The sequence below is a fragment of the Amycolatopsis sp. 505 genome, from assembly GCF_031625235.1.
Classification (GTDB): domain Bacteria; phylum Actinomycetota; class Actinomycetes; order Mycobacteriales; family Pseudonocardiaceae; genus Amycolatopsis.
Genome location: NZ_JACKQP010000012.1, coordinates 255,270 through 269,161, shown reverse-complemented (window position 1 = coordinate 269,161; position 13,892 = coordinate 255,270). Strand labels below are relative to the sequence as shown.

Genomic DNA, 13,892 nt, shown 5'->3' with positions numbered 1-13,892 from the left:
GTCAGTACTGCTTGCCGACGGCGTCGAGCAGCCGTTCCAGGGTCTCGAACGACGGCGGCTCGACGGCGTCCACCAGGTCGGCGGGTGCGTGGGCCGGCGCGGCGACCTCGGCGAAGAGCTTCGGGTCGGTGGTGCGGAAGCCGAAGGTCGCGGCGAGCTTGCCCAGCTCGGGGTCGGTCGCGAGGAGCTGCCCGACCTTGTCCCCGTCGCCGGTCAGCGGCACGAGCGTGTGCTTCGAGTAGACCGTCGGCGCGGTGTAGAGCATGCGCATGTCCGGCCGGATCGAGCCGTCGCCGCGCACCACGCGGTCGACGAACTGCGACTCGTAGATCAGCGCCAGCGGCGTCTTCCCTATGCCCGCGGACAGGTAGTCCTCGAACGGCCCTTCGGTGCTGTTCTGCGTGTAGCCCTGGTCGAGGAACAGCTTCGCCACCGACGGCAGCACCTTCGCTTCCTGGTCGGGCGTGCTCACGACGGCGTTCCCGTTGGCCACGAAGGAAACGATCGACAGGTACATCGCCGCGGAGTTCGACTCGCGCGGGTCGGTCGTGGTGACGAGGACGTTCTTGCGGGCCGGGTAGGCGGTGTTGCCGGGCAGCTGGTCCCAGCGCGTCCCGGCCTTCGCCAGGTCGAGGTACTTCGCGATGTCGAGGACGTCGTAGTCGCCGGCGCCCTTGTGCACGATCCCGTCGGCCCGCAGCAGGGAAACGATCGGTTCGAAGGAGGCGACGGCCATCGGCGACTGGAACGGCGTGTAGACGGTGGTCACCTTGCGGTCGCGCTGGATCTTCTGCGCCGCGGGCGACGACGACGGGAACGCGAAGGCGTACTTCCCGAGGTCGACGGTCGTCGCGATCTGCCGTGACCCGGCCGTGTCGACCTCGACCTTCAGGCCGTGCCGGGCGAAGGCGTCGACGACGCGCTGGTCGGTGAAGAAGGCCTGCTTCTCCGAACCGATCACCCCGCGCACGGTCGTGACGTCGGAAGCGGTCCCGTCGCCGCGGCCCCAGACGATGATTCCGACGACGGCCAGGACGAGCACCACGGCCAGTCCGATCGACACCCGGCGTTTCACGAGCCACTCCCCTCAGCCGCCTTCGCCCATTGGACGCGGGAGCGGGCCGGTTCGAAGTGAACGGCGGGTGAAGGAACGGTCTCAGGTCACCGGGAACCAGGTCCCGGACGCCCATTCCGTGTCGCCCCAGGCTTTTCGCTCGTCGGAGCGTGGATCGAGCACCAGGTCGGTGTCTTCCCGGAAAACCAGCACCGGCCGCAGTTCGGGGCCGTAGGGCGGCCATTCGGGACCGTCCGCGTCCGCGACGCCGTCCCGGATGAAGCGCACCCAGGCGCGGTGGATGAGCAGCGCCGCGCGCTCACGCTTCGGGTTCACCTGCGTCGCCTCCGCGAACAGCGGCAGCGGCGTCTTCCACGCCATGGTGGTTTCGGTGCCGTGACCGCCGTCGAGCTGCTCGGGCACGCCGGGCGCGGCGATGTCGATGCGGTAGCGGTAGACGGGCGCGTGCGCGGACTGTGCGTCGGCGAGCCGCTGCGTCGGGATGCCGTAGCGTTCGTCGCCCATGGCGGCGATCTTCGCGGCCTTGAGGTCGGGTACGCGGCGAAGGTACGTCTCGAGCAGCTCCGAAGCGCCGAAATCGCCGAGGATGCCCGTGAGCACACCGGACGCCGGCGCTGTCGCGACGTCGTCGCCGAGCATCATCGCGTACGTGCTGCCTTCGTTGCTGTTGCAGCCGATCAGGAGCGGGATCCCGGCCGCGCTCCCCCGCCGGATCGGCTCGATCGGGACCTCGGGCAGCACGCGGGGGTGCAGGGTGGGCCGCCAGAGCCACAGCGCCTGGAAGCCGGTGAGGATCCGTTCCTGCGCCTCGACGAACTCCTTGGCGGGCAACGCCCGGAGCGCCGCCGGGTCGTGGCAGCCGACTTCGTCCAGCAGCCGCCGGGCCAGCGCCGTCCCGGCCTCCGGCGTCGCGACGTGGTCCGCGCCGCCGGAGCTGCTGATGGCTTGGGCGAACAACCCCTGGCCCAGGGGGCTGCCCAGGAGGTTCCCGACGCTCTTCGCGCCCGCGGAAACGCCGTAGACGGTGATGCGCCCGGGGTCGCCGCCGAACGCGGAGATGTTGCGGCGCACCCACTTCAGGGCCTCGACCTGGTCGAGGAAGCCGCACACGCCGGCGTCCTCCTCCGCGGAGCCGAAGATCCCGGCGAGGTGCAGGAAGCCGAGCGAGCCGAGCCGGTAGTTGATGGTGACGACGACGATCCCGGCGCGGGCGAACTCCTCGCCGTCGCCCAGCTGCTCGCCGTGGCCGACGCGGTAGCCGCCGCCGTGCAGCCAGAACAGCACCGGCCAGCCACGCTCGGGCGCCGGGCCGTCCGGTGTGCAGACGTTGAGGTACAGGCAGTCTTCGTCGCACACGGCGGCCGGGTTCATCGGGTCCGGCGACTGCATCGCGTGCGGCCCGTACTCGGTCGCGACGTGCACGCCGCCGGACAGCGACGGCGGCTGCGGCGCCTTCCACCGCAGCTCGCCGACCGGCGGGCGGGCGTACGGGACGCCGCGCCAGACGCGGACGCCGTCGCCCGCCAGCCCCACCAGCGCCCCGAGTTCGGTCGTGACCGTCGGGACGGAACCCATCAGAGCGAGGCCTGCTCGACCGTCGGCAGGCAGACCTCGAACCGGGTGTTCCCGGGTTCGGACTCGACGCGCAGGTCGCCCTGGTGGCGCTCGACGACGATCTTCCACGAGATGTCCAGGCCCAGCCCGGTGCCCTCGCCGACCGGCTTGGTCGTGAAGAACGGCTCGAAGATCCGCGGCTTGATGTCGGCCGGGATGCCCGGGCCGGTGTCGCCGATCTCGACGCGGACCTGGTCGTTCTCCCCCCACGTCCGCAGCGTCAGCGTGCCCTCGCCCTGCATCGCGCCGAGGGCGTTGTCGATGATGTTCGTCCAGACCTGGTTCAGCTCGGCCGGGTACGCCGGGATCTTCGGCAGGCCGCGGTCGTACTCCTTGACCACGCGGACGCCGCCGCCGATCTTGCCGGACAGCATCACCAGCGTGGAGTCGAGGCCGTCGTGGACGTCGACCCACTGGTGCGGCGCCCGGTCCATCTGGGAGTACTGCTTGGCCTTGCCGACCAGGGCGGAAATCCGGGTGGTGGAGTCCTCGATCTCGCCCATCAGCATCTCGGTCTCGAGCGCGTAGGCGAGCCAGCGGACGGCGCCGTCGATGAAGGTGTCGCCGACCTGCTCCAGCACGTGGTCGAGGTCGGCCGTGGTCAGGCCGGCCCGGACGTAGATGTCGGCGAGGTCCCAGCCGCCGTCGATGCCGCGGTCGTCGAACCAGTCGCCGATCTCGTCCTCGCGGTCGGCCTGCTGCATGGCCGTCAGCTTCTCGGCCTGCGCGACCTGCTTGACCAGCCGTTCCTGGACGTCGATGAGCTGGTAGAGCAGCTCCGGTTCGATGTCCTTCTTGGCCAGGAAGGCGAGCTTGTGGCGCATGCCGGCGACGCGTTCGCGCAGGGCCGACGTCGCCCGGACAGCGGCCGCGGCCGGGTTGTTCAGCTCGTGCGTCAGCCCGGCCGAGAGCTCGCCCAGCGCCAGCAGACGCCGGCGCGAACCGATCACCGTGTCGCTGTTGCGCCAGCCGAGGTACATGCCTTCCAGCAGGTGCGTCGCCATCGGGAACCACCGGCGGAACTCGAAGGAGAACTCCTTCGAGGGCAGCGCCAGGAACGTGACGTCGGACAGCGCGCGCACCGTGGCGTTGTAGGTGTGCTCGGTCTCCTGGTGCACGAAGAACTGCGTCGCGCCGAAGTAGGCGCCACGCTGGTCGGACCGGTTGGTCTCCACCTCCGTGCCGCTGACCAGCCGCGTCATCCGGATCGCGCCGTTCAGCAGGACGTAGAAGCAGGTCGCCTCGCCGCCCTCGCTGATGACGGTGGAGCCGGCCGGGTACTCCTCGAGCACGGCGTTGTCGGAAATCCAGTCGAGCTGGTCTTCGGAAAGGTGTTCGAACAGGAAGAGCCCGCGAAGCTCTTCCCGCGGCAGTGCGCTCATTGTTCCTCCAGGTACCGGTGTACCAGCGTCACGGCCATCGCGCCCTCGCCGACCGCGGACGCCACCCGCTTGACCGACTGCGACCGCACGTCACCGGCCACGAACACGCCCGGGATCGACGACTCGAGGTAGTGCGGGTCACGGTCGAGCGGCCACCCCGCCGGCCGCTGCCCGGCGCTCAGCAGGTCCGGACCGGTGCACACGAAGCCGTGGTCGTCGCGGTGGATCGCGTCGCCGAGCCAGTCGGTGCGCGGGGCGGCGCCGATGAAGATGAACAGGTGCCCGCTTTCGACCGTTTCGGTGACGCCGTTCTCGCACAGGGTGATCCGCTCGAGGTGGCCGTCGCCGTGCACCTGCTTGACGGTGGTGTGCGTCCGGACGTGGATGTTCTCGATGCCGGCGATCTGCTCGATCAGGTAGTGCGACATCGACGCTTCGAGGGACTCGCCGCGCACCAGGATGGTGACGTCGCTGGCGTGCCGGGAGAAGAACACCGCGGCCTGCCCGGCCGAGTTGGCGCCGCCGACGATGTAGACGTGCTCGCCCTTGCACTCGGGCGCCTCGGTCGCGGCCGAGCCGTAGTAGACGCCGCGGCCGGTGAGCTCCTCGATGCCGTCGGCCTCCAGGGCGCGGTAGGTGACGCCGCTGGCGAGGATCACCGAGTGCGCGGCGATCTCGCTGCCGTCGCCGAAGGTGATCACGCGCTGTGAGCCGCGGGCTTCCAGGCCGACGACGTCGCGCGCGGTCAGCACCTCGGCGCCGAACTTCTGCGCCTGGCGCCGCGCCCGGTCGGTCAGCTGGGCGCCCGAGACGCCGTCCGGGAAGCCGAGGTAGTTCTCGATGCGCGAGCTCGTGCCGGCCTGGCCGCCGGTGGCCTTCTTCTCGACGAGCACCGTGCGCAGGCCTTCGGACGCGCCGTACACCGCGGCGCCGAGGCCGGCCGGGCCGCCGCCGATCACGACGAGGTCGTAGAACTCCTGCGCCGGCCGGGTCGACAAGCCCACCGCGTCGGCGATCTCGCTGCCGGACGGGTTCTTGAGGACGGTGCCGTCCGGGGTGACGACGACCGGGATGTCCTTGTCGGTCGCCTCGGCGGCCTGCAGGATCCGGCAGGCCTCGTCGTCGTCGACCGAGTACCAGCGGTACGGGACGGCGTTGCGCGCGAGGAAGTCGCGCAGGTGGAACGACGGCGAGTTGTAGCGGTGGCCGATGAGCTTGACCTCCTCGACCGGCCTGTCCCCGACCGCCTTCCAGGTCTCGACCAGGGCGTCGATCACCGGGTAGAGCTTCTCCTCGGGCGGGTCCCACGGCTTGAGCAGGTAGTGGTCGACGTCGACGACGTTGATCGCCTGGATCGCGGCGTCGGTGTCGGCGTAGGCGGTCAGCAGGGCGCGGCGGGCGTGCGGGAACAGGTCCATCGCCTTCTCGAGGAAGGCGATCCCGTCCATCTGCGGCATCCGGTAGTCGGCGAGGATGGCCGCGACGGCGTCGCCGCGCAGCTTGATCTCGCGCAGGGCGTCGAGGGCGTCCGGGCCGGAGTCGGCGCGGATGACGCGGTAGTCCTTGCCGTAGCGCCGGCGCAGGTCACGGGCGACCGAGCGGGACACGGCGGGATCGTCGTCGACGGTCATCAGGATCGGCTGGCTCACGAGGTGCAGCCTACGGCGCTTCCCGCCCCGGAGGCGAAGAACGTCGCTTCGGCACCTGGACCCGCTCCAGGTCCTGGGCCACGACGATCTCGCCGTCGAACTCCGCCCGCGCCTCCGCTTCGAAGCGTTCCGGATCGGGGTAGCGCTGCGAGAAGTGGGTCAGCACGAGCTGCCGGACGCCGCACTCGGCGGCGACCCGGGCCGCTTGCCGCGCGGTCAGGTGGCCGAAGCTTTCGGCCAGTGAGGTGTCCTCGGCGAGGAACGTCGCCTCGATGACGAGCGTGTCGGCGTTTTCGCTGAGGGCGTACACCGCGTCGCACAGGCGGGTGTCCATCACGAACGCGAACCGCTGGCCCGGCCGCGGCGTGCTGACGTCCTCGAGGCGGACGTCGCCGAGGCGGCCCTCGCGCTGGAGCTTGCCGACGTCCGGGCCCGCGATGCCGTGTTCACGCAGCTTCCCGGGGAGCATGGTGCGGCCGTCGGGCTCGGTCAGCCGGTAGCCGAACGCCTCGACGGGGTGACTCAGGCGCTTCGCCTCGAGCGTGAGCTTCCCGGTGGCGATCGGGCCGTCCTCGGCGATCGGGTGTTCCCGCAGGTCGGCCTGCTCGTAGAAGGCCGTCGCGTGCCGCATCCGCGCGAAGTAGTGCGCGCCGGACGCCGGGAAGTGGGCGTGGACCGGGTGCGCCACCTTGTCCAGGGACAGCCGCTGGATCACGCCGGGCAGGCCGAGGCTGTGGTCGCCGTGGAAGTGCGTGACGCAGATTCGCGTGACGTCCGTGGCGGCCACGCCGGCCCGCAGCATCTGGCGCTGGGTGCCTTCGCCGGGGTCGAAGAGGATGCCCTCGCCGTCCCAGCGCAGCAGGTAGCCGTTCTGGTTGCGGTGGCGCGTGGGCACCTGGCTCGCGGTGCCCAGCACCACCAGTTCGCGGGTCGACACCCCCGCACGGTACTCAGGCTGCCGGTGGGGCGCCGCCGAGTTTGCGCAGCCGGAAGGCCAGCACCAGGAGCACGATCCCGTACAGGAGCGCGTAGATCCCGACGAGCAGCGCGATGCCGTACGCGCCCGCGATCGGGTTGATCACGATGAAGATGCCGGCGAGCACGGAGATCGCGCCGGCCAGGATGAGGAAGGCCTCGCCCTGGATCTGCTTGCGCAGGCGGATCGCCGCGGCGATCTCGGCGATGCCGGTGATGATCGCCCAGAAGCCGACCAGCAGGGCCAGCAGCAGGACGGTGATGCCGGGCCAGACGAGGACGAGGATCCCGGCGACGATGCCGAGCGCGCCGAGGACGCCGTAGGCCACCCGGTGCCCGGTGTCACCCGGGCGGAACGCCTGCATCAGGCCGCCGATGCCGTCCACGATCGCATACACGCCGTACAGGATCGCCAGGACGAGGACGGTGACACCGGGCCAGATCAGTGCGAAGAGCCCGAAGAGCACAGCGAACACGCCGCGGACGGCGGTGATCGGCCAGGCCTTGCGGGGTTCGACGACGGAGAACGCTGCGAAAGAGGTCATCTGCCGCTCCCGGATCTAGGGACTCCCAGTATCGCGGCGATTACCCCGTTCGTCGCCCGGAACACCCCGTTCGGTGTATTCCACAAAGGACCGGCGTGCGCCGCGGCCGCCACCACGGCGCACGCCGGTTGCTCAGGGGTAACTCACCAGGTTGACGGCCTTGGTCCCGGACGGCGTGGCCGGGCCGGTGTTGTTGATCACGTGCGTGATCGTGCCCTGGTAGTTGAGCGAGACGGTCACCATGTCGTGGAACCGGACACCCGGCGTGTTCGGCGCCTCGTACGCGTGCGCGCTGGCCACGGCCGGGTTGGTGCTGAAGTAGCAGTAGCTGCCCAGGCCCCACGCTTCGTGACTGGTGACGTTCGGGCCGACCTTGTAGGCGGAGAAGCCCTGCGTCGAGCCGTTCATCCAGCTCGCCTGGTTCGGCACGTCGTAGGGCATCTCGTTCTGGAAGAAGTAGGTGCGGCCGCCGTTGCCGTTCCAGACCACCTGCGTCTTCTGGTAGTGCTCGACGAAGAGGCCGTACATGGTGACGTCGTTGCCGTTGACGATCAGCCCGGTGTCGGCGGTGTTCGTGGTCCAGCCGACGTACTCGTTGCGCTCGGCGTGGTCGGCGCGCCAGATCCACATGTGGTCGCCGATGACGTTGCTGCTGTTGACGACCAGGCTGTTCGTGGCCTTGCCGACGGCGGCGCCGCCGATCCGGAAGAACACGTCGTGCAGCGACGTCGGGTTCACGGCGTGGTTCGCGCTCGCGCCGGCCGGGCCGACCTGCATGAGCGTGTTCGAGCTGGTCGTGCCGGCGTCGATCAGCAGGCCGGCGAGCTTGACGCCGTCGACGTCGTCCACGGTCATCGCGGTGATGCCGTTGTCCGGGATCAGCGTGGCGATGCCGAGGCCGAGCACGACGGTGTCCGGCCGGGTCACCCGCAGCGTCTGGTTCAGGTGGTAGACACCGGGCGTGACCAGCAGGTTCTTGCCGGCGGCGAGCGCGGCGTTCAAGTCGGCGGCGGTGGCGCCGGGCTTGGCGATGTAGAACTGGTCGATCGGCAGGGAGGTGCCGGGAGCGGCGCCGTTCGCCCAGCTCGTGCCGGACGCGTTGGTCTTCACACCCGGGACGAACACCTGGTACTTGCCCGCGCCGTCGATGTAGAGGAACGGCTTCTCGCGGGTCACCGGCGTCTGGCCGACGGTGGTGTAGGGCGGGCTCGGGAAGGTGTTCGCCGGGGCGCCCTGGACGCCCGCGAAGACCATGTTCCAGTTCGAGCCGTTCCAGCTGCCGAACTGCGAGTTGCGGGAGATCCACTGCTGCTGCGAGCCGGAGCGGACCTGGCCGTCGATCTTCGTGTCGGAGATCCAGCCGCCGCTGGCCCAGCCGCCGTCGTCGAGCTGCAGGTCACCGCGGACGTGCATGCGGCGGTAGGGGGCGGCCTGGCTGACGGCCCAGCGGTCGGCACCGCCGTTCGGCGTCACGGACAGGTTCTCGGCACCCCGCCAGAAGTTCTGGGTGGCGTTCTGCGGCGGGAACCAGTCGGCCTCGACGTGCACGGCGCCGTTGATGTTCACGGCGTCAGGGCTCAGGCCGAGGCCGAGGACCTGCGTGTAGAAGCCGACGTTGACGTCGTTGGCGTAGGTGCCGGGCTTGAACATGACGGCGTAGCGCTGGCTGCCGAACTGGTTGCGCTCTTGCTGGGAGAAGATGCTGTTGAGCCGGCTCTGGATGGTCGAGCTCGGCATGGACGGGTCGAAGATCACCACGTTCGGGCCGAAGTCGGGCTGTCCGGGCTGGCTCGTGTTCACGGGCGTCAGCATGAAGGATTGGGCCCCGGTGCCGTTGCAGGTGTACTGCTGGAGCTGCACATCGCCGGTGGACGCCCCGGGGACGTCGAGGCACTTCCCGCTGTTGCGGCTGACGAAGTGGTACCGGCTGTTGCCCTCGTCGACGGCCTGCCACTGCTGGTTGGCCCCGCCCCCGTAGGTCCAGAGCTGCAGCAGGCCACCATCCGCGGCGGAGACGTCCTTGACGTCCCAGGCGGCGGCCGGGTTGGAGCGGGCGTTGACCCGGAAGTAGCCGTCCCCGGTGGACTGGAACTGCCACTGCTGCGAGGCGGTCTGGTTGCAGGCGTACTGCTGGACAACGGTCCCATCGGCCGTCCCGGCGCCCCGCGCATCGACGCACTTCCCGCTGTTGACGGCGGCAACGGTGTACCACCCGTCCGGCGTCACGGCGGCACTCGCCGTGGCCGTCGTCATGCTTCCGACCAGGACCGACGCTGCCGCGAGCAGCGTCATCACCCGCCGTCTCGTCATCGAAGCCTCCTCTGCCGCACCTGCGGCGTCATCGAGAGGTGTGCCCGGTGTTGAAGACGCGGCGTAACGGGCGGGGACCTCGGCGTCACAACCGCGCAAAATGTAACGGCGGCCACAGGGGGAGGTCAATACAGGACTAAAAATAAGGTGTGAACGTGCAGGTCAGGGGCTTCACGGGGTTGTGGGTACCCCCGCGTGGAGGCCATCTGGGCGGGGTGTACTGTATGGGCATACGAGATGCGGAGTTCACCTTCGCCTCGGGGCTATGGCGCAGCTGGTAGCGCACCTCACTGGCAGTGAGGGGGTCAGGGGTTCGAGTCCCCTTAGCTCCACAGTGACGAAACACCGCCCACCGGATCCAGAGATCCAGGTAGGGCGGTTTTTTCGTTGGTCCGGATCTTGAGTTTCGTCAAGAAGAAGTTCAGCTACCGACGAGTCCTGTCTCCCCGGACGCCGTCAGGCGGAGTTAGCAGCGACCACGACCCGTCGCGCACTTCGAGGCCGCCATGCAAATCGATGACCCACTTTGGCAGTCCGACGCCGAACCGCTCGGGCGACCAAGGCAGTCCGGGCCCAACGGCTCCCCCGCCAGCTACACAGGCCAGCTCCTCTACACGCCGGCCGGCGCCGCCGATCTCGTCGCTGGCACCTGTTCCGGTGGCGCCACGAGGTTCTTCGCGGAATCAGCTTCCTCTCTGTCGCCTATGGAGCGGTCCTGGACACCACCACGACGCGACCCCCTCGCCACAGTCTCGATCCAATACGACATCTCCGGCAAGTTGGTCTTCGCCAACGGGATGCCGCCCGCGGCCCGCAGCCGTGCCGCGGCGGTGGCGTCGGCCTCCGGCACGTGATCGGCGAACAACGACGATCCCCGGGTGGTCCGCACACCCGCGGTGTCGAACGAGTCCTTGATCGTGAACGGCACGCCACCCAGCGGCCCAGCACGGTGACGAACGCGTTGACCCGCTCGCCCACCGCCTCGATGCGATCCAGATGCGCCTGCACGACCTCGACCGCGGTAACCTCGCCGACGGCTATCAGGCGCGCCAGTTCTGTCGCGTCGATGGGAGCCGGCCGCGGCGACGCACAGACAGAACTGCCTTGGGAGGGCCGTGATGATCCCGGCCCTCCCAAGACAGTCCGGTACGAGGATCAGATCTTGCCCGCGGCCACGTCGGCGACGGTCACGCGGAAGGCCTTGTAGTTCACCACGTAACGCTTCGACGATTCCGCCGAGGTGATCTCCTCACGGATCGGCAGGCCGTTGCCGGCGTTGATGATGAGGACGTCCGCACCGCCGCCCAGGATGGCGGGGGGTGCCGTGAGGGTCAGCGCGGCCTGGCCGTCGACGTTGGTCTTGCCGACGATCATGTCCGGGATGGTCGCGTACAGCTTCAGCACGCCCGCGCGGACCTCCGCGTCGGCGGCGTTGGCGAACAGCGCATGTTCGGCGTTGCTCCACAGGTGGTTGTCGATGAGGTTTTCCAGGTCCTTGCCCGTCGGACGCGGTTTGGGGGCGGGAACCGGCTTCCCCGCCTTACGGAACATCTCCGCGATCTCCGCTTGCGCGGCCGCCCAGGCCTTTTCGGCCTCGGTGGGGCTCAGGCCGACTCCGAGAGCGTTGTCGGACGCGGTGATCATCGCGATCCTGGCCTTGCCCACGTCGCCCTTCGCAGCGAGGCGGGCCGCCGCCATCACCTTCCCGTCGTACGGCGTGGCAGGCTCGGCGTGGCCACCGGCGACTGCGTCCGTCAGGGACTTCGCCGAGTCGCCCGTGAACTGCAGGCCCTTGTCGGTGTAGAGGGTGTAGGAATGTTCCGGTTTGTCGTCGGGCCCGAACTTCGTGTTGATGATCAGCGACGCGTCTCCTGGCTGCATGCCGGCCGCCTGGACCGCGGAGGCCAGCTTCACCAGCGGCGCCTCGACCGCCTGCGACGCCGCGCCGGACGGGACGGCCGGGGCGTTGCCACCTGTCGTACCCATCACCACGGCCGCCGCGACGGCTGCCGCGCCCGCGGCGGCGACGCCGGCCTTGGGCCAGGAGAACCAGCGCTTCGGTCGCACGACCGTGGCCACGGGTTCCTCCATCGCCGTCTGCAGTGCCGTGCGGGCACGGTCATAGGCCTCGGGCCCGGGGGACGGCACGTCACGCAGCTTCTTCATGAGATCCATTTCGTCCATGAGTTGTCTTTCACGTTGTCGGGACTTGCAGCAGCGCGACGACTTCGGGGGCTTCACGCAACGACTTGCGCGCCTGGTGCAACAGGCGGCGGGCCGTGCCGGCCGGGATGTCGAGCACCCGCCCGGCCTCGGCGACGGTCAGGTCCTCCCAGGCGACCAGGCCCAGCACTTCCCGCTCTTCCGGTTTGAGCCGGGCCAGTGCGCTGCTCAGCAGTGCCTGCGTGTCCACGCGGGCATCCACCGCCGGCCAGGGATCCCAGTCACTGGCCACGCCGGCCAGGTCCGGCGCCGGCTCCTCGGCCGGTGCGGACCGCCAGTGCCGGCGCAGCCTGTTCAGCGCGACCCCGTACAACCAAGGCCTGGCTTCGGGGTACGAAAGGTCATAGTTCGCGCGGGACTCGTAAGCCGCCACCCACACATCGCCGAGCACGTCCTCGGCGGCCTGCCGCCCCACTCTGCGCGCCAGATAGGTCCCGATCGCGGTCTCGTGCCGGCTGATCACTTCCGCGAAGGCATCGGTGTCTCCGCGCAGCGACCTGCCGATCAGTTCCGCGTCTGACGACATGAAGCTCCTCGGGTTTCGCTTGCCCTGACACCCCGTCTTTGCCAACGCGCGCCCGAAGCGTTCAAGTCATGTCACCCACGACGACATCGCTGGTCAGAAGCCAGGCTGGTAACTGAGACGTAACTCACAACGGTCCTCCTTGAAACCCAACGGTCGACAATCGACGACTATGACCGCGCGGATAGGACCGGTTCCGGCAGATCCCTACCCCTGGCCGTACGACACTGTGGTGCCGATCGACCGGGTCGCCTTGCTGTGCATCGACTGGCAGACCGACTTCTGCGGACCCGGTGGCTATGTCGAGCGGATGGGCTACGACCTCGAACTCACCAGAGCGGGCCTGCCCGGCACGCAGAAACTCCTTGCCCACGCCAGAGACGTGGGCATGTTGGTGATTCACACCCGGGAAGGTCACCTGCCGGACCTGACCGACCTGCCGCCCAACAAGCGTTGGCGTTCGGCGCGGATCGGGGCGGAGATCGGCAGCGCGGGGCCGGCCGGGCGCATCCTGGTACGCGGTGAACCGGGCTGGGAGATCGTCGACGAGGTCTCGCCGCTGCCCGGCGAGGTCGTGATCGACAAGCCGGGCAAGGGCGCGTTCTACGCCACCAACCTGGATTTGGTGTTGCGCGCCAACGCGATCAGCCACCTGATCCTGACCGGCATCACGACCGACGTGTGCGTGCACACCACGATGCGCGAGGCCAACGACCGCGGTCTGGAATGCCTCATCCTGTCCGACTGCACCGGCGCGACCGATCCGGGCAACCACGCGGCCGCGCTGAAGATGGTGACCATGCAGGGCGGCGTGTTCGGGGCCGTGGCCACTTCCGATGCCGTGATCGGGGCGATCACCACCGACGATTGACCGAAACGAAAGGGCTCGACAGCCGATGACCACTCCTCTCCGGGTCGACGCCGACCCCGCATCGTTCCTGTTCGAGCCCACCACCACCGCGCTCCTGGTGATCGACATGCAGCGGGACTTCGTCGAACCGGGCGGGTTCGGCGAAACGCTCGGCAACGACGTGAGCCGGTTGCGCGGGGTCATCGCTCCGCTCCAGCGAGCCCTCGCCGCGACGCGCGCCGCCGGCGTGATGGTGATCCACACCCGCGAGGGCCATCTGCCGGACCTGTCCGACTGCCCGCCGGCCAAACTCGAGCGCGGTCGCCCGTCGATGCGCATCGGCGATCCGGGTCCAAGAGGCCGCATCCTCGTCCGCGGTGAACACGGCCACGGCATCATCGACGAACTCGCGCCCGTCGACGGCGAGCTGGTGATCGACAAGCCGGGCAAGGGCGCGTTCTACTGCACCGAACTCGGCACGGTGCTGGCCACCGCCGGCATCACCTCGCTGGTCGTGACCGGCGTGACGACCGAGGTTTGCGTGCACACCACCGTCCGTGAGGCCAACGACCGCGGCTACGAATGCCTGGTGCTGTCGGACTGCGTCGGTTCGTACTTCCCCGAGTTCCAGGACGCCGGTCTCGCCATGATCTCCGCGCAGGGCGGCATCTTCGGCTGGGTCGCACCGTCGGCCGCCTACCTCGCCGCGATTTCCGTTCTCGCCACCCCGGCCCGTTGAGATCCGC

General features: G+C 69.3%; 12 protein-coding genes and 1 tRNA gene. 3 read left to right on the top strand and 10 right to left on the bottom strand.

Annotated features, from left to right (window positions below; translation table 11 throughout):
• Window position 1: 1 nt before the first annotated feature.
• The 7 genes from H5965_RS38635 to H5965_RS38605 form a co-directional block, all read right to left on the bottom strand.
• Entirely contained in the window at window positions 2–1,075 is a 1,074-nt protein-coding gene (locus H5965_RS38635) for a hypothetical protein (protein ID WP_310976000.1), read from the bottom strand.
• An 81-nt stretch (window positions 1,076–1,156) separates the two neighbouring features.
• Entirely contained in the window at window positions 1,157–2,650 is a 1,494-nt protein-coding gene (locus H5965_RS38630) for a carboxylesterase family protein (RefSeq protein WP_310975999.1), read from the bottom strand.
• Complete coding sequence (locus tag H5965_RS38625; RefSeq protein WP_310975998.1) at window positions 2,650–4,071, bottom strand: ATP-binding protein; 1,422 nt, start codon at window positions 4,069–4,071, stop codon at window positions 2,650–2,652. Before H5965_RS38625 ends, H5965_RS38630 begins: the two co-directional genes overlap by 1 nt.
• Window positions 4,068–5,720 (bottom strand): FAD-dependent oxidoreductase, encoded by a 1,653-nt coding sequence (locus tag H5965_RS38620; RefSeq protein WP_310975997.1) that lies wholly within the window; start codon window positions 5,718–5,720, stop codon window positions 4,068–4,070. The genes H5965_RS38625 and H5965_RS38620 overlap by 4 nt, the downstream gene beginning before the upstream one ends.
• Window positions 5,721–5,730: 10 nt before the next feature.
• Window positions 5,731–6,657 carry a ribonuclease Z gene (locus H5965_RS38615; RefSeq protein ID WP_310975996.1) on the bottom strand — a complete coding sequence of 309 codons (927 nt, stop codon included), beginning with the start codon at window positions 6,655–6,657 and terminating at the stop codon, window positions 5,731–5,733.
• A 13-nt stretch (window positions 6,658–6,670) separates the two neighbouring features.
• On the bottom strand, window positions 6,671–7,240 hold the full coding sequence (locus tag H5965_RS38610; protein WP_310975995.1) for an HdeD family acid-resistance protein: 570 nt from the start codon (window positions 7,238–7,240) through the stop codon (window positions 6,671–6,673).
• Between the two features lie 132 nt (window positions 7,241–7,372).
• Window positions 7,373–9,550 (bottom strand): RICIN domain-containing protein, encoded by a 2,178-nt coding sequence (locus H5965_RS38605; RefSeq protein ID WP_310975994.1) that lies wholly within the window; start codon window positions 9,548–9,550, stop codon window positions 7,373–7,375.
• 259 nt (window positions 9,551–9,809) lie between these two features.
• On the opposite strand from H5965_RS38605, the gene H5965_RS38600 reads away from it, so the two are divergent.
• A tRNA-Ala gene (locus H5965_RS38600) sits at window positions 9,810–9,882 on the top strand.
• A 278-nt stretch (window positions 9,883–10,160) separates the two neighbouring features.
• Here the strand turns inward: H5965_RS38600 and H5965_RS38595 are convergent.
• The 3 genes from H5965_RS38595 to H5965_RS38585 form a co-directional block, all read right to left on the bottom strand.
• Window positions 10,161–10,478 carry an amidase family protein gene (locus H5965_RS38595; protein WP_310975993.1) on the bottom strand — a complete coding sequence of 106 codons (318 nt, stop codon included), beginning with the start codon at window positions 10,476–10,478 and terminating at the stop codon, window positions 10,161–10,163.
• Between the two features lie 227 nt (window positions 10,479–10,705).
• On the bottom strand, window positions 10,706–11,734 hold the full coding sequence (locus H5965_RS38590; RefSeq protein WP_310975992.1) for a hypothetical protein: 1,029 nt from the start codon (window positions 11,732–11,734) through the stop codon (window positions 10,706–10,708).
• 10 nt (window positions 11,735–11,744) lie between these two features.
• Complete coding sequence (locus H5965_RS38585) at window positions 11,745–12,299, bottom strand: sigma-70 family RNA polymerase sigma factor (protein ID WP_310975990.1); 555 nt, start codon at window positions 12,297–12,299, stop codon at window positions 11,745–11,747.
• Window positions 12,300–12,525: 226 nt separating this feature from the next.
• Here H5965_RS38585 and H5965_RS38580 point away from each other — a divergent pair, with 226 nt between their 5' ends.
• Together H5965_RS38580 and H5965_RS38575 are read left to right on the top strand one after the other, a co-directional pair.
• A complete protein-coding gene (locus H5965_RS38580; RefSeq protein ID WP_310976051.1) occupies window positions 12,526–13,167 on the top strand; it encodes an isochorismatase family cysteine hydrolase in 642 nt (213 codons plus the stop codon).
• Between the two features lie 25 nt (window positions 13,168–13,192).
• Window positions 13,193–13,885, top strand: a complete 693-nt coding sequence (locus tag H5965_RS38575; RefSeq protein WP_310975989.1) for an isochorismatase family cysteine hydrolase — start codon at window positions 13,193–13,195, stop codon at window positions 13,883–13,885.
• The last annotated feature ends 7 nt before the right edge of the window (window positions 13,886–13,892 follow it).

What these genes read in the sequence shown, in the direction of transcription:
- H5965_RS38630 (WP_310975999.1), bottom strand. Translation starts at nt 2,650, where the DNA reads ATGGGTTCCGTCCCGACGGTCACGACCGAACTCGGGGCGCTGGTGGGG.
- H5965_RS38625 (WP_310975998.1), bottom strand. Translation starts at nt 4,071, where the DNA reads ATGAGCGCACTGCCGCGGGAAGAGCTTCGCGGGCTCTTCCTGTTCGAA.
- H5965_RS38610 (WP_310975995.1), bottom strand. Translation starts at nt 7,240, where the DNA reads ATGACCTCTTTCGCAGCGTTCTCCGTCGTCGAACCCCGCAAGGCCTGG.
- H5965_RS38605 (WP_310975994.1), bottom strand. Translation starts at nt 9,550, where the DNA reads ATGACGAGACGGCGGGTGATGACGCTGCTCGCGGCAGCGTCGGTCCTG.
- H5965_RS38590 (WP_310975992.1), bottom strand. Translation starts at nt 11,734, where the DNA reads ATGGACGAAATGGATCTCATGAAGAAGCTGCGTGACGTGCCGTCCCCC.
- H5965_RS38585 (WP_310975990.1), bottom strand. Translation starts at nt 12,299, where the DNA reads ATGTCGTCAGACGCGGAACTGATCGGCAGGTCGCTGCGCGGAGACACC.
- H5965_RS38575 (WP_310975989.1), top strand. Translation starts at nt 13,193, where the DNA reads ATGACCACTCCTCTCCGGGTCGACGCCGACCCCGCATCGTTCCTGTTC.